This window comes from Cyclobacterium sp. 1_MG-2023 (assembly GCF_030546805.1).
Classification (GTDB): Bacteria; Bacteroidota; Bacteroidia; order Cytophagales; family Cyclobacteriaceae; genus Cyclobacterium.
In genome coordinates this window covers 363,225-379,386 of record NZ_JAUOPC010000006.1, presented here as the reverse complement: position 1 = coordinate 379,386, position 16,162 = coordinate 363,225, and the positions used below count along the sequence as shown (strand labels likewise).

12 protein-coding genes are annotated in these 16,162 nt (G+C 39.4%); 4 read left to right on the top strand and 8 right to left on the bottom strand.

From position 1 onward, the window contains the following. Nucleotides 1-86: 86 nt before the first annotated feature. The 5 genes from Q4534_RS12300 to Q4534_RS12280 all read right to left on the bottom strand — a co-directional run bounded on the left by Q4534_RS12300 (nt 87) and on the right by Q4534_RS12280 (nt 3,451). Nucleotides 87-389: a type II toxin-antitoxin system RelE/ParE family toxin gene (locus Q4534_RS12300; RefSeq protein WP_303613473.1), complete on the bottom strand. Its 303-nt coding sequence runs from the start codon at nt 387-389 to the stop codon at nt 87-89. After that, nucleotides 386-607 carry an addiction module protein gene (locus Q4534_RS12295; RefSeq protein WP_303613472.1) on the bottom strand — a complete coding sequence of 74 codons (222 nt, stop codon included), beginning with the start codon at nt 605-607 and terminating at the stop codon, nt 386-388. Before Q4534_RS12295 ends, Q4534_RS12300 begins: the two co-directional genes overlap by 4 nt. Before the next feature lie 430 nt (nt 608-1,037). Then, nucleotides 1,038-1,343, bottom strand: a complete 306-nt coding sequence (locus tag Q4534_RS12290) for a type II toxin-antitoxin system RelE/ParE family toxin (RefSeq protein ID WP_303613471.1) — start codon at nt 1,341-1,343, stop codon at nt 1,038-1,040. Further along, nucleotides 1,340-1,573 (bottom strand): hypothetical protein, encoded by a 234-nt coding sequence (locus Q4534_RS12285; RefSeq protein WP_303613470.1) that lies wholly within the window; start codon nt 1,571-1,573, stop codon nt 1,340-1,342. The genes Q4534_RS12290 and Q4534_RS12285 overlap by 4 nt, the downstream gene beginning before the upstream one ends. Before the next feature lie 459 nt (nt 1,574-2,032). Beyond that, nucleotides 2,033-3,451 (bottom strand): sulfatase, encoded by a 1,419-nt coding sequence (locus tag Q4534_RS12280; RefSeq protein ID WP_303613469.1) that lies wholly within the window; start codon nt 3,449-3,451, stop codon nt 2,033-2,035. 477 nt (nt 3,452-3,928) lie between these two features. Between Q4534_RS12280 and Q4534_RS12275 the strand changes: the two genes are divergently transcribed. Genes Q4534_RS12275 through Q4534_RS12265 form a run of 3 tightly spaced genes read left to right on the top strand, consistent with a single transcriptional unit; the run spans nt 3,929 to nt 7,487 of the window. Next, a complete protein-coding gene (locus Q4534_RS12275; protein ID WP_303613468.1) occupies nt 3,929-5,125 on the top strand; it encodes a DUF4221 family protein in 1,197 nt (398 codons plus the stop codon). A gap of 19 nt (nt 5,126-5,144) precedes the next feature. Beyond that, entirely contained in the window at nt 5,145-6,299 is a 1,155-nt protein-coding gene (locus Q4534_RS12270; protein WP_303613467.1) for a DUF4221 family protein, read from the top strand. Nucleotides 6,300-6,353: 54 nt separating this feature from the next. Beyond that, the gene (locus tag Q4534_RS12265; protein WP_303613466.1) at nt 6,354-7,487 is read left to right on the top strand and encodes a DUF4221 family protein; all 1,134 of its coding nucleotides are present in this window, start codon (nt 6,354-6,356) and stop codon (nt 7,485-7,487) included. A gap of 163 nt (nt 7,488-7,650) precedes the next feature. On the opposite strand, the gene Q4534_RS12260 is transcribed toward Q4534_RS12265, so the two are convergent. Both Q4534_RS12260 and Q4534_RS12255 read right to left on the bottom strand, forming a co-directional pair. Next, a complete protein-coding gene (locus tag Q4534_RS12260; protein WP_303613465.1) occupies nt 7,651-8,955 on the bottom strand; it encodes a Rid family hydrolase in 1,305 nt (434 codons plus the stop codon). Between the two features lie 41 nt (nt 8,956-8,996). After that, the gene (locus Q4534_RS12255) at nt 8,997-11,306 is read right to left on the bottom strand and encodes a serine aminopeptidase domain-containing protein (RefSeq protein ID WP_303613464.1); all 2,310 of its coding nucleotides are present in this window, start codon (nt 11,304-11,306) and stop codon (nt 8,997-8,999) included. 389 nt (nt 11,307-11,695) lie between these two features. Between Q4534_RS12255 and Q4534_RS12250 the strand changes: the two genes are divergently transcribed. Next, nucleotides 11,696-13,564, top strand: coding sequence for a mucoidy inhibitor MuiA family protein (locus Q4534_RS12250; protein WP_303613463.1), 1,869 nt, complete (start codon nt 11,696-11,698; stop codon nt 13,562-13,564). Between the two features lie 281 nt (nt 13,565-13,845). On the opposite strand, the gene Q4534_RS12245 is transcribed toward Q4534_RS12250, so the two are convergent. Next, complete coding sequence (locus tag Q4534_RS12245) at nt 13,846-16,128, bottom strand: hypothetical protein (RefSeq protein WP_303613462.1); 2,283 nt, start codon at nt 16,126-16,128, stop codon at nt 13,846-13,848. Nucleotides 16,129-16,162: the final 34 nt, after the last annotated feature.

Sequence of the window (16,162 nt, the reverse complement as noted above, 5' to 3'; positions counted from 1 at the left end):
TAAGTATGAAAGTTGAAAACTAACGTCATTTTAGGTCTAATGTTACGCTTCCCTAAACTTAGACCAGATTGGGAGCTTTGCTGAAATTATCTTTTGCTTTTCCAGACCCTAGGATCTCTGCTAGTATGAGTAACTGCTATAACAATAATGGATTTGTCAGGTTCTATTATCCTATAATGAATTTGGTATGGAAACTTATCGACCAATATATTTCTAACATCTCTATATCCAACCTGACATTGAAACGGATAATTACTGATGTAATTTAGTCTTGTTTTTAAAGATTTATAAAAACGACTACCTAGGCCTTGCCTTTTTTCATTGTACCATTTAATGATTTCTTTGATGTCCATACTAGCCTCACTGAGTAGCTTTACCTTATAGCTCATTGGCCATTTTCAATATCCTTCATCACATCATCCCAATCCAATACCTTGCTAGGATCTTTTTCATAGGAAGCTATTCGCTCATCCAACAATGCTTTATGAGCCTTACTTAAACCTTCTTCTTGTCTATCTTTATAAGCCTGCATTTGTTCAAGTACTTTTCGATCATCTAGCTTTGTGATCCAATGGATTAGGTCCACTTTTATTGATTGAATATCCATTTTGTTCCTGTTTATTTGTTCCACTAAGTTAATGAAAATTTTGTTGAGTTAAATTTTCGTATTCCTAACAATGAATCGTCATTTTAGGTCTAATGTTACGCTTCCCTAAACTTAGACCAGACTGGGGAGTAGGATCTCGAGAAGGCCCTAAGATTTTTAAAATACTTCTTTGCGACTCCGCGACTCTGCGTGCAGCTTTCAATGTTTACTTTGTGCATGATCCTCGCAAAGGCGCTAAGACGCTAAGGTTTTGAAAATCCTTTCTGTGGCTCCGCAATTCTGTGCGAAACTCTTAACGTTTATTTTAATTTTGGGAAAGTATGAAAGTTTTCAACTTTCATACTTTTGGGTCTAAGTTACGCTTCGCTAAACTTAGACCAGACTAGAATAGCCCTATATAGGGCAAAAATTTAGACCAATAATGGGATAGTTAAAACCTTAAACTAGCGGGATCCTGTCTGGTATCTACTACGGCTTCTACATACAAAGCGTCTCTTTCAATACTGTAGATAATCTTATAATTTCCTTGGACTAAGAAGCGGTATGAAACTCCTATCGATATATTGGTCTCATAAGGTGATCCTGATTCAGGAAAAGTTTCTAATTGTCTGGTTTTAGATAAGATAGACTGGACAACATTTTTTGCAGATTTTCGAGATTTTTCCGCAATAAAGTCATAAATGACTTCCAAATCACCCATCGACTCATCTGTCCAAATTACCTGTACTTTCTTCAACGGTCCCACTTACTTTTAAAATAATTCTCAACATCCTCTTGGCTGTGAGTCTTACCCCTCTTTTTGTCGGCTTCCGATCGGGTTAATTTGGATTCCAGATTCTCACCCATTCTTATACGGTAGGCTGATTCGATGGAAGATCTACGCAGGGCATCAACTTTTTTGATCATGGTTTCATCTTGCGTGGTCAACCAGTTAATTAATTCAATTTTTTTAACAGCTAGGTCCATACTATTGAAATTTCTTTTATAAAGTTAACGAATTTTCTCTTTTATAAAATCCCTTTTGAATACCTTTTAGACGAAGTTTAAGTGTTATCGGTTGGTAACTAGAGTAGAATTCAGAAAGTACATTAACCTAGCCCTAAGGTTATTTATAATTCAGACTTAAAGCGAATTGCTGAAAACTTATGATAGGAAGGAGTAGATTCAATCTACTCCTAGTGCGGGCATAAAAGTTGAAAACTTTTGTCATTTTAGGTCTAATGTTACGCTTCCCTAAACTTAGACCAGACTGGGAGTTAAGATTTTTAAAATACTTCTTTGCGACTCCGCGACTCTGCGTGCAACTTTCAATGTTTAATTTGTGCATAATCCGCGCAAAGGCGCTAAGACGCTAAGGTTTTGAAAATCCTTTCTGTGGCTCCGCTAAACTTAGACCAGATAGTGCTCTCAGTGTAGTCCAATATTTTAATTGGACCTATAATCAGGATTGTAATTGGGGTTTTCGGTATGTAGTATCGGATTAAAGTCCATCAACCATTCTTTAAAGGATGCTTTCATCTCCTCCACTTTTTGGCCATTCTCCTCACTCAAATCATTGGTTTCGCCTATGTCTTTAGAAAGATCAAACAACTCCACGGATGGAGGATCATAGTATTCGACCAATTTATATTCTCCCATGCGTATGGCATACCCGGGCATTTTGGCTTGTGGACTGTAATGTGGGTAATACCAACAAAGTTTGTCACGATTCCATTTACCTTTCCCTGTCAATAATGGGAGCAAAGAAACACCATCTATGTCCTGATTGTCAATGCTTAAACCTGCCATTTCAACAATGGTTGGAAGCATATCATCCGTAATCACAGGTACATTACTTGTACTGTTTGGTTTAACATTACCCGGCCATTTGATAATTAATGGCACCCTGATACCCCCTTCATAAATATAACCTTTGCCTTCTCTGAGTGGGGCATTATTGGTCACCCTACCTTCCCCTCCATTATCGCTTCCCAATACAACGATGGTATTTTTGTCCAGGCCAAGTGAGTCCAAGAACTTCAATAACCTTCCGACATTCCAGTCCACATTCTCTATCATGGCTGCATAAATCGCATTCTTTTGCTCCTTTTGCCCTTCTAACTTCAATTCATATTTATTCACCAAAGAATCAGGCGCCTCTAACGGGGTATGCACTGCATAATGGGACAGGTACAAAAAGAAGGGGCCCTCTTTATTCTTATCTATAAAATTAATGGCTTCATCGGTAAGCCTGTTGGTTAAATATTGCCCTTCTTCTCTATTGTCTAGGTTCTTTATGACAGGGTTCCAGCTTTTCTCCGATTCAAATGGCCCCCAATAGGTGGGAGGACTGCCATGTTCATATCCAGCAATGTTAATATCAAATCCTTGGTGCGTAGGAAAATATTGCTCTTCTTCCCCAACATGCCACTTACCTATGCTAGCCGAGGTATAGCCTGACTGAAGCAAAATTTCAGGAATCATTTTTTCTTCAAGCGAAACGTGCATATAATCATCTGGGGGGATAATCCTCCCTTCCTCCGGATACCTATGTTTACCAATGGCAGTGATATGTCCGGTAAAACCAATGTTCGCAGGGTTTTTACCGGTCAATATACTGGCACGAGATGGAGAACAAACCGGACTTGCAGAATAAGCAGCTGTAAACTTCATCCCTTGGGACCTTAGCTTGTCAATATTTGGCGTTTCATAGAATTCACTGCCATAGCAGCCCAGGTCTTTCCAACCCAAATCATCTATCAGGATATATACAATATTTGGAGGCCGCTCCTGAGCCAATAGGTTGGAATGAATGCTTAGTAGCAAAAGGTAAATTACACTCAAAAAAATCTTTGAATTACTCATATATAATCTTTAGAACAGAAATACAATTGATTCGAGCTTAGTGAATGCTCCCTTCTGGTCGAAGTTTAAGGGGTAGCAATAACTTTAAACCTACCATGACGAAAGTTTTCAACTTAAGAAAATATCCTTACCAAGTTGCTTTTGGTTTAAAATTCGAGATCTTTTTTCTATTCTCAAAACCGAATTGCAAATTCAATTGGAATTTAACTTGAAAGCACAATTTCCAAACAGTCAAATAGCTACCTCAAACAATTAAATACTGTCATAGACTATGGGAGGGAAATGGAAGCTTACTAGTTTTTCTGGATTAGCTCGAGTTGGGAAAGTTGAAAACTTCCGGCCTTTTAGTTCTAAGTTACACTACGCTAAATATAGACCAGACGGAGAATTTCTTAAATAAGTAGCTACTAATAAGCTAAAGTTATCCGTCAAAAGAGAAAGTAAAAATAATCTGTCTAAGGATAATTTATCCTGATTTTGGAATCCAAATATACTTTTGTTAGATTTAATCTAACCTTTGAAAATATGTTACGATTATCTTCTCTTCCATTGATTATTATTTTATTTGCATGTAGCCAACAAAATAATGAAGGTTTAAAATCCGATTCAATTTCCATTTCTATTGATTCTGTAAGGGTAGATGCTAAAGATCAATTTCTTTATTTAAATTCTTACCTACGTCACTCTGACCTTTCTGAAGATAAAAAATTCCTGTTTAATTTCAACCTGGACAAACACCATATCGAACAAATTGATTTGGATAAATTGGAATTGGTAAATACTTACCCAATGGAAAAAGAAGGTCCAGATGGGATTGGAACAAATATTCATAATATTCGCTACCTACAAAACGATACTTTTTTTATTAGTTCTTATGAAAGAAGTGGCATTGTGAATTTGGAAGGTGAAAAAATATTGGATATCTCCTTCGATATTCATGATTTAAAGGGTAGTCAAATTAGCCCAAGCGCTAGTCTCCAAGAGATCCAAATTCATCCTAATAATACAAACCTGATTTATGCTATTTTTAATGATTGGAGAGAAATGGAATATATTTTTGCCAAAATTGATCTTAAGACCAAAATTGTAGAAATCATAGATTTACCCGAATTTAATGATGTTGAAAAACAATATATAGGGTTAACCGACCAGGAAGGCAAAACATTAACAATGAATGGCCCTACACCATACCTGGATTTATTTGAGGATCAAATTTATATCTCGAATATAACTGATAGTGCGGTTTATATTCTTGACCTTAAGAATGACACTCTTCAGTTCAAACAGCCAAACCATAAAATCTTCAATTTATCTAGAAAAGGGCCATCTGTACCCAAAACAGAAAGTTTTGAAACTTTTAAAGCGCAAGTTTTAGCCGTTCGAGAGGATATTAATTTTTCAAGGGTATTATATGACCCAGATCGGAAGTTACATTATAGATTTAGCTTTAATGAGGTGTATAATGACGGAAAAATTGAAGAAGGGCCTACAAGAACCACTAATTATTTAAGTGTATTTGATTCAGAATTTGATTTGGTGTCAGAACATAGAATTAAATCCTTGACTATCACACCACTTAAATTTTTTGTGAAGAATCAAAAAATCTGGATCTACAAAAATTTCGAGGATGAAATGGGGTTTTTACGATTGTCACTTCATGACGTAAAAGGTTGAAAAGAAATAGGAAAACCCTATGAAACACTTCATTTACTATTTCATTTTTTTCTTTTTGTGGGCATGTGGGTCTGGCGATTCTTCCGGTGAAAATGGGATAGTTGCGGATTTGAATTTTACACTTGATACTGTAAAGATCGATTCCAAAGGGGAAATCCTGTTTCTGAACAATGAACTGCGTTCGGCTGTACTTGATGATAAAAAGCAATACCTATATAACCTAAATCGGCAAACTTTTTCTATCGAAAAGATCGATCTGGATAAGTTGGCACTTGCGTCCATACTCCCTTTCGAAGAAAATGGACCAAATGGCTTAGGAGACTATATGTATGGAATAAAACTTGTGGATGGTGACCGGTTTTTGATGTCTGGCTATAGAAGGCATGCGTTGTTTGACAGCAGTGGGAATAAATTGTCTTCCGTAGGACCATGGGAAATCCCAACATTTGTTTCAAGTAAGGAAGAAGGGAACGTGCTATTTCCTGAGCGTTTACCCGGTACCACCTCTTCATATGTTGGAGTATATATAGCTCCCGGAAATCGGGAACCAGCCGTATTGTTTTGGGATATCGATGAAAAAACCTACCGAAAAGTGAAGAATCCATTATTAAAAAAATCAATTCAATACCAAACGGATTTTGACGATGGGACAACTTCTTTGTTTGTAGGAGGAGGGGAATACTTGAAGGTGATCAATGAAAAGGTATTGCTGGGCTTGTTTGGAAGTTCAGACCTATCTATTATGGAAGCCGGAGAGAAAGCGTTTCACAAAAAGACTTTTGAGAACGGTTGGATTCCCAGGGAAAAAGAGACCGTTTTTCCAGAAAAAATAAACGACAGGCTTTTGTTTCAAGAGCTCCTTAGGGAAAGTTTAACCGAAATTTCTTACACCAGTCCTTTTTGGGACGAGAGTCGTCAGGTGTATTTAAGGTTTTCCTACGAAATGGAATTCAGCCAGGATGTAAGCCCTTCTCTTAGTCAACTCATACCAAAACCATCCTCAGTCAAAGTTTATCTTTCTGTTTATGATGGTAATTTTAATTTATTGCGGGAGTCCCATGTGCCTGTTTTGGACAAAGCACCTTCTCACCATTTCGCCAAAGATGGCAAGATCTGGATTTTTGAGAATATGGAAGATGAAATGGGGTTTGTGCGACTTGAGTTTGATTTGTAATTAATCATCGAATTTAGAATATCATAAATGCTCCTACCTAATAAAACTTAAACTATGAAAAAATCATTCATCATTGCTCTATGTGGTTTATTAGTTTATTGTGGAGAAACAAAAGAGGGCAAAGTGAATCATCCGTTAGAGATGCATTATACACTTGATACCCTTCTAATCGATACGGGAAATGAATTCCTTTACTTAAATGCCGGGCTTCGGGTGGCTGCACTTGATGAGAAAAAGGAATACTTGTATAATTTTAACCCAAATGATTATACCCTCGAAAAGATTGATTTGAACAAGGGGATACTGGCAGATAAACTTCCCTTTGAAAAAGAGGGGCCCAATGGGGTAGGCGAAATGGTTTTTGGAATCAATCTCATTTCGTCCAATTCCATTGCTTTTATGGGCTATATGAATGTAAGGCTATTCGATTTAGAAGGAGGTAAAAGGAGTGAATTTGCCTTTTACGGTATACCATTTGCCGGAGACATGATGGCAGAAAGTGAAAGTTTTCAATTTTTAAGTAACCAGATGGTTGATCTGCACACCATGATAGGCTTGATTCGAGATAATAGTAAGAAAACGTATGCCTTGGGAATTTTGAATACAGATACTCAATCCCTTACTAAAGTACCTTTACCTTTTGAAGCATTAGAAAATTTTCGTTTTAAATTAAGCAGTCCTTCCAGAATCCAAATGTCCTCTCCAACTGTAACGATAAGTAAGCACCAAAAAAGTTACATTATCAGCAATGAAATTTCAAACAGTATTTTACTTTATGATAATGACAGCCTGTTGCAGATTGATTACCAGAGTAAATTGACTGCTGATAAAAAAACAGGGGAATACAATCATGATTTTGAAAACGAAGAGGCGTTTAAGCAGACATCCTTAGACATGCGTAGGGAGATTAATTTTATGGCTCCCCTTTGGGATGAAGAGAAGCAGCTGTTTTACCGGTTTTCTCATAAAATTATCAAAATAGGAAACGATGTAGAAAATTATGAGGATATTGAATCAGCTGTGTACCTGACTGTTTTTGACATTGATTTTAATGTGCTTGCAGCGTCTCTTGTTGAAGCGCTAAATACACCACCTGGCTACCATTTTGTCAAGGACGGTAAAATTTGGATGTTTATAAATAGGCAAGATGAAATGGGCTTTGTGCGGTTAACTGCGGATGTTGAGTAGAGCAACCGCTTTCGGCCTAGTAAAACTATTAATTTGGACAAGGTGAGCGTTTACAAATTACACCTAGTTGCGGTTAGGAAAGTTGAAAACTTTCAGCATTTTGGGTCTAAGTTACGCGCTGCTAAACTTAGACCAGACCATAGGCTTGAAAAGCTTTGTCAAATCAATCCGGCACCACTGCAACCATGTCCATATTTAAGTAAATGCCTTCACGGCCTGTTCCCTGAATCCGTATCAAGGAGGCAGCCGGAGGTCTTTCGGGATTGTAAAATGCTGTCCTTACTTTCATCAAACCTTCACGACCTTTTTCATGGGAAGGATAGTAACTTGCTTTTACCAGGTGGTCGTAGCTTGATCCGGCTTTTTCAAGAATTCGCGACAAGGTTTCAAAAAGGTTTCTCGTTTTTTCTTCCTCATCTTTTCCTTCTGTCGCATACAAGCCGGAAGTAAACAATAGCCCTCCTGCTTTAATGTCAACTATCCTACTGTAGGTGGTAGCCTGGATCATCCACGGTGGAGCGTAATAACTGACGGCTTCTTTGTCATTGTAATGCTCAGGAGCCGAAGCGACCAATTCTATTTCAGCCTTGTTTTCTTCTACCAACCATTCCACCATGACAATGGGGGGTACTAGCTGCCCTCTGAAAAAAGCAGCGATCACTTCTTCTACTGCTGCCGCATCCTCAATGGGATTGATAAAAGCTTTAACCTGAACCACGTCACTGGCACTGGCGCCAATATAAGCCAGGGTAGCAAAAAGGTTTTGCATGGTTTTGTCACTGGCCTCTAAAAGGTCTTTGCCAGGTTCAGCCTGACCTGCAATAAATACTTTTCTGCCTGTCGGTAAGACAGCAACAGCCGCACGGTTGGTTTTTTCGTAAAGCCCTTTGCTAAAAGGAAGATTCACGCCCCGAGATGTTACTGAAGTCATTGGCGCAACAGCAATCCCATCCATACTCACTAAAACCTGCTCCCGAGCTTGATTAGCAACTATCAGGGTAATGGCCGGAAACGCTCCTTCAGGTAATAATTCTTTAATAAACTCACGAACAGGTCTGGAATGTTCTTCTTTCTGAAGGTAAACATTTAGCCTTAACAACTTACTTAAATCGGTATCCGCAGCTTGCAAAGTACGTTCTAAATTGTTCATAACTTGAGTTACCTGTACTTTGAGGTCATTGGGCGCTGATAGATTTCCATTGTCATCCAATGGAAAAACTTGATCCGTAAAGGCCAATGGGACATCTTCCGCTACCGTAGCCATTGAAGTACCGGTATCCACATTCGGTTCTATATAGTTTATATCTGAGCTTTTGCTCTGAAATTGTCCCATACTTTCCAATACCAGACCTAAAAACACAATCAAAAAAACCAATGGATAATGTAGGATCAATCCTTTATTCCTATTAAAATTGATTCCGGTAGGGTTACCGACCCCTGCATAAACAGACCTCTTTAAAATTGTCATGATTGATTTGTATTTTTTTCTCAAACTTAAGCCCTAATAATTTAATTTGCCACTTGCTGCTCCAGCCATTTGATCATTTCCTGTTGTTGGGCTTCCGTAAAATGGTTAAAAGCATGAGGGCTTTGCCATTCCAGTTCATCCCCTACTCCCATTTTTTGGTAAAGCTGCTTTAAACCTTCCATGGTATTAACGACATTTTCATGGTCAGCATGCCTGTCCAACTCCGGAGAAATAACCATTAGGGGTCTTGGGGCAATACTGGCAAGCATTTCAGGGAAATCCACTGGAATGCGACCTTCCTGTCCATCAAAAAACCCCAACCTTGGAATTAGCCCATACAAATGCGAAAAGGCTTTTAATCCCTCCACATTTCCAGAGGCATTTCTCAAAGGGGTAAAAGCGCTGGACAAAGCAAGCCCTGCTATTCTAGGTTCCAGTGCAGCCGTGATTAAGCCTACTGTTCCACCCAAAGCATAGCCCCCAACAAAAATCTTATCCTTATCGATAAAATCAATACTTTCTAATGCATCCACAGCCCCTCTGGCATCGGTGACCATTTTGCCCATCTTGGACCAATGGGGATACCTTTGGTAAAACAAAGTACCTTCTTCTATTCTGGCTCCATAGCCAATCATATCGTACGTCAAAACGGCTATCCCTTTGGCCAACAACCCATCAATCAATTCATTTAACTCATTATTGTAACCCGTATTGGTATATTTGTGTAAAAAAAGAACTGCAGGGATTTTTCCATTGGGGCCAGTTTTTCTTTCACCAGCTTCATCAGTAGGAACATAAAGCGCTCCATACAAATAATCGCCCATGGCATTATAAGGGGTAATGTTAAGTTTTTTTCCATTTTTCACCTTTGGTCGAGGCATAAACCTGCTAACATAATCCTCCTTTTCGCTAAATGTCTCAATGTCACTGGCAGGTAGGCCTGCGGGTTCATCGCCCAACAGCCAGATAAGGTCCTCTTTTATTTTTACTTGGGTCTTTTCCCATTGGGATACATTGGCCGGAATATTTTGGGTCGACTGAATAGGAAACTTGCTAAGCTCAATGGATTCCCCACTTTCTCTCTTCCACTTTTCAAAGCTATAATTGTAAAAAAGCTGATTTTCCCATGGGAAATTCTTCCTGCCAAATTGTATGTCCAGCCAATCCATAAAGGCTTCCAAATCCCTTTCTGAAACCGCATGCTCTCCATCTCTTAGCCTAATGCCAAGCTTTTCTGGAGCACCAAGAAAGTCATAAACTTTGGTTAGTGAAGTATATATTTGCTCGATGGCCCAAGGATCACCTCCACCTCCTTCTCGAATGGAAGAGCTTAACATTAAAGAATTCGGAGCAATCAGCGCCATTAAGGAATTTTGATCGATGGGCATTTTATGCTCTCTGCCCGAATAAAAACGTATTCGGGGATGCAACCAATGGGTACGTCTGGAAACTAGAAAGTCAATGGATTCATTGGAGTGCCTCTCGTCGGTATAGCGGTAAGGAAATTCTCCTCCTGTTCCTCCGCTGCTTGTAATGGTAGCTGTAATCCGCTCATCAAAAGCAGCAGCAAACAGAGATTGTTTTCCATTTCTGGAGTGACCGGTTATGGCTATTTTGGATTTGTCAACCTTACCTAATGTATACAAATAATCCACCGCCCTATGGGCACCCCAGGCTCTTGCCATCAATGTGGACCAATCGTATTCAGGATAGCGTTCCAGGTATTCTCTGGTATCGTCTTTCGCATCAGCCCCGGCATAAATCAAGCCCATATAACCTCTCCTTACAGCTATCTGTGCCCATCCTCGGTGGTTCCATTGCGTCATAAATACAGGAAATGGCCCATCGCCCGGCGGAGTAAACAACTCCAATGTCAATTTGGCCTTATGGTCTTCTCCAAACCGAAGTTCAATCATCTGAATGCTGACTCCATTTTCTGTCCTTTCGGACAAGATCTCAGCTTTCAGATTGGTAGGAGGATCAGGGAAAGTCCCTGAAAGGATGTGTTTCACCTGCTCCTTAAAATATTCCCTTTGCGACGCCCATTGAGCCATGGTGGTAATCTTCTCATTTTCTTTGCCCTCTCCAATGATCAGTGGATCAGGCAGAAAAGGAATGGAGGGAATTACCCCGTAATTAGGGGGTAATTCTCCGGTTCTTTCTATCCAATCTTCCCAGGTAAGGTCATGAAAACTAACAAAGCTATCATGACTAGAAGGTTTCTCCTGTAAAAGAATCAACTCCTTCAGGTATTCCTCACGGATAGCTTTGTCTTCTTGCGCATTTGCCATAAACTGACATAGGCATAGCATTATGAAAATAAAGCCGATTGAATATTTTTCCTTTCCCATTGTTTACTTATTAGTGGAAATTGAGGCGAATAACCTGTTGTGAACCAATTCTTTTATTACAATTCCCAGCCATTTACTGAATTGATTTACTCATTCAAAATAGTTAAGAAAAGGTAAAAGATGCTAGTGTCTGGACATTTATTTTGACCCAAAAAATTAAAATCCCTTAATAATATAAAGATTGACCTTCATTTTTTAACCTAATCCATTGCGATTTTATTTTCTCTTCAGTTTTTCCACTTTGGTATTTTAATAATTCTCACTATTACGATTTTTGGCCTGATTTGTGACATTTACTTCTATCGCCTCGTATAGGAAAAATAAGTGCGCGAAAAACAGTAATTTTTAGGAAAGTGCTTAAATCCGGTTTGTATAAATATCCAATTCTTATGAAAATCTTATCCTCCCTTTTCTTGCTCCTAATTTTTCATCAATCCATCGCTCAAGTAAGCCCTGAGAAAGAAGTCCAATCCAAGGTGGAGGAAGCCACCGTCTTTTTAAAAGGGGCCCAGATACTCCGCAAGGAAACAGTCACATTGCCAAAAGGGGAATCCATTGTCAAATTCACCCACCTCTCTCCTTTTATAGCTCCCAAAAGCATACAACTTAAAGCCGATGGTGAATTGACTGTATTGGGCATAAATCACCAACAAAACTTTCTGAATCAATCAGAAAAATCGGCATCTCTCCTTAAGCTGGAAAAAGCCCTTGAACAGGTCAATGAAAAAATTGAATTGGAAAACACTTATTTGTCCATTGCCCAAGAGGAAATCATTTTTCTCCAAACCAATCGGCTCATAGGAGGTAAAAACGAAACCCTAAATGTAACCACCCTTAAACAAGCGGCTGAATATTATGGCAATCAACTCACTGCCTTAAAACTGCAAACCATAGAAAGGAACAGTACCATTAAGAAATTACTTGAAGAGAAAAACAACCTTCAGAGTCAAATCAATTCTCTAGCTGGTGAAAAAGAGTTTGCTTCAGGCGAGGTATTGGTAAGAGTAGATGCTAAAGTATCCGGTAGCTTTTCTTTCGAGCTGTCCTACCTTGTTGACAATGCTGGCTGGTTTCCTTCCTATGACATTCGAGCCAAAGATATTAATAGTCCGGTTAGCTTGCATTATAAGGCCAATCTCAGACAGGACACTAAAGTAGATTGGGAGAATGTGAAACTTACCTTTTCTTCAGCGGAGCCTAGTGTCTCCGGTGTTGCCCCCGAACTACGACCCTACTTGCTCAATTACAATACTGCCCCTCCCAGTTATAGCCAAAGGACAGGAAGCGTGGCAGGAAAAGTTATGGACCCAGAGGGAAATGGTCTACCCGGTGTGACCATCGTTGTGTCCGGAACAACCATTGGTGCCACTTCAGATTTTGGGGGTAATTACAGTATCACCTTGCCTAACCGTGCCAGCCAATTAACTTATTCATTTGTTGGGTATGTTTCGCAAACCCTGCCAATTACCGCAGATGTTATGAATGTGGTAATGAGAGAGGATAAGGTTGCACTGAATGAGGTAGCCGTTACTGCTTATGGAATTAGTAAACGGATGAAAGGTATGGCTGAAAGGCAAGAGGTAAAATTTGACGCTGATGAAGCTCAAGCCATGCAAAGTCAACCCATTCCAATGGCACAAGTTGAAAACCAAACGGCCGTTACCTTCGAAATTACCACCCCCTATTCCATTCAATCAGACAGTAAAAATTATACTGTGGATATGGTCACCTATGAATTGCCTGCTTTTTATCAATACTTTGCTGTCCCGAAGGTCAATAACACGGCTTACCTGATTGCTGGGATTACTAACTGGGAACAATACCAACTATTAGAAGGAGAGGCCAATGTCTTTTTTGAACAAACCTTTGTAGGTAAAAGCCTGCTGGATGTAGGCTACGCTTCTGATACCCTAGAAATTTCCCTAGGAAGAGATAAAATGGTGACTGTAAAGAGGGAAAAAGAAAAGGACTTTACCGAGAAATCTTTCTTAGGAAACAAAAAGACATCAAGCAGGATGTGGAAAACCACCATTAAAAACAATAAGAGCCAGCCTATATCAATGGTTGTTTTAGATCAGGTGCCTGTTTCTACCTTAGAAGAAATAGAAGTAACAGTACAAAGTCTTTCCGGGGGGAAACATGATACTAAAACCGGTGAAATCAAATGGGATTTCGAATTGGCTCCTTCAGCTACAAAGGCGCTGGAATTGAAGTATGAGGTCAAGTATCCCAGAAGTAAGAATCTTGTCATTGAATAATTTCAATCTGATACATACATGAAACTTTTAAATGGGACTTATAGGATATTGTAGCAAGATGATGTAGGTCAACCCTCTATTCAATGGTTTAGAAATATTTTTGACATTAATTCCTCCGTTCATTTATTCTCCTGATACTTCGTTCCTCAGGGCAGGCTTGCTTTGAGAGGAAAGTAAAAAAACAGGGCTGTCAAATCTTATATGAAGAAGGAATAGTAGTTGGTAGCCTCTTAGCCATTGATAATGTTTACTGTTAATGCTTTTTGGATTTTTCAAATAGCCTATTTATCAAGTTCATCGATCAAAAATTGACAGTTGATAACTTTCTCCAATAAATCTTGAGGTACATAGTAATACTGGTTGGAGGCCTCAAATCCTATTCTGGAATCCTTGCTTGATACTTCAAGCAGGTCAATCGCCGTTTGTTTTTCTTGCTCTAAAATTTCTTTCACCTGATCTCTAAGTACTGTATCGGTTTTTTGGCTTTCAAGCCAAATGTCTCTTGCCATAATAAAGCGACCCTGTTGCCCAACCGACTGAAAATGAAGGTAGGCAGCCTTGGCCAGGTTAAGGTCTTCTTCCAATAGTCTTTTTGTTGCCTCCTCTTTCGTAACTAAAATAGCTCCTTCCAGAAATTTAAGCCCTCTTTTCCACTGATGGGCCATTTTTTCAAATTGGGAGATCAGGGTTTCAGGGGGATAGGGCCCGGCCCAGCCTTTCAAGTCATCATAAGGAAAACCAACCATGGTTGCCCGATAACCTGTGGGTTTCAGGAACAATAAATTGGATGGCCCATATTGTTGAGGAGCAGAATAAACCACCCGAATATCATAGGGATATTCTTTAAAAGCTGTACTGAATGTAGTCCAAGCATTTCTTACATAGGGAACAGCGGTTCTTCCATATCTTTCAAGGGCCAGGGCATTCAACACTTCTTCCTCTGTCGCATCCGGATTATCGGAGAATTTTTTCGCTACCTCTAGGTTGGGCGAAGGATAGGATCCTAAAGTCCAGCTTAACATCACTCCATCTATATCCATTTGTGCCAAATTTGCTGCATGTTCAGCAACCAAGTCCATGACAGGTAGCCATGGGATGGCAGACAACTCCCAGGTATTGTTAAATTGTACTTTGGCTACTGTTTTTAGCAGGTTCTTTTTTGCCCCACTCCAATGTGATTTGGCCCTAGGACCAGGCCCTACAGCAGATATTGAATATTCTCCTACTGTATTGGAAACCCCTCCTCTTTCAATAGGCTTGGCCCATTCACTAACAGACATCAACCATACATCTTCTGGCAATTTATCGATCACTTCTCTTGCCATGCCATGTCCATTCCATCCCCAGTCCCAAGCGATAACTTTTGCCTCTGGTTTGGCAGCATGTACTCCATTTCCAATGGTACGGTTTACTTCTGCTATGATGTCTTCATAAGGTCGCTTACTGCATCGAGGACACTGGTCTTTCCCTCCATGAGAAGCACAATTGGTAAGGTTTTCTGAAGCTGTGATGGTAAAAACTCCTCCCAATTCAGGAACTTCGGTAAAAACATGGGTAAGCGATTTTTCCATCCAATTTCTTACCTGCTCGTCACTCGTACACATGGTAGCAAAACCATCTTTTTTTACTCCGGCCATTTCTGGACGGTGATCAAAAAAAGCCATAGGCTGTGCCCGAGGTTCGTTCATATAGAGGTAGATATCTATTCCAAATTTTTTGGCCCGCTGGGCTATCTTTTGTAAATTCTTCAGGCGAATTTCACTGTCTTCTCCAAATTCCGGAAACTCCTCCCCCTGAGGTGCCAGTTGACCGAGAACTACATGCATCCACACTCCATTTACACCCTTTAGAGCTAGTTTTTGCAATAACCCATTGGGAAAGGGATCATTTTCTTCGTCCATCAAAGGGTCACCAAAAATTCCAAAATAAGAATAAATAAAACGAAGTTGATCCTCTTTTAACGAATCTTTCTCGATAAAAATTTCTTCCTCATCAAAGGTTTTCAGTGCCTCTATAAATTCAAAAAGCTCCTCTGATTCTACTGTATTATTTTTTTCAATGATCGGCTGGATAAGTTCTTTTATGGCCATTGCTTTTTTTACCTCCTCCGCAGTGGGATTTGTAAATCGCAGCTCAGGGCAGGCCGGTTTGAGGTTCCCAAATTTATAGAATAAAAAATCATCTTCCTTTAATGCAAATTCAAGCCTTTCCCTATCCATGTCCAGCAGGGTAAGCAATTGATCATAAGGCAATAAATGCCAATTTCTCCGCAATAAACTTATATAAATTTGGTCTTGAAATTTCTCCGGAAGCAACTTTTGATCCTCCAAGCCCATAAGCTGTGCAAGCATAATAATGTCCGCAGGCTTACAGTGTATGGTTTCTGCCAATTTTTCAGGGCTCACAAGGTTCCAGTTCCTCCATACAAAGGCAAAGCTCCTGTTGGGAAAATGGTCAAAGGTTAGGGCAGGTGGGTGAGTGCCTATGGGCAGGGAGTTTTGGGCAAAAACCGGATATTGAAATAGTACACAAACAGAAAAGATTACTGCGAATATAAGTTTCATAAGACGGTTGGGAAGGTAATTTATTGTTTTTAAA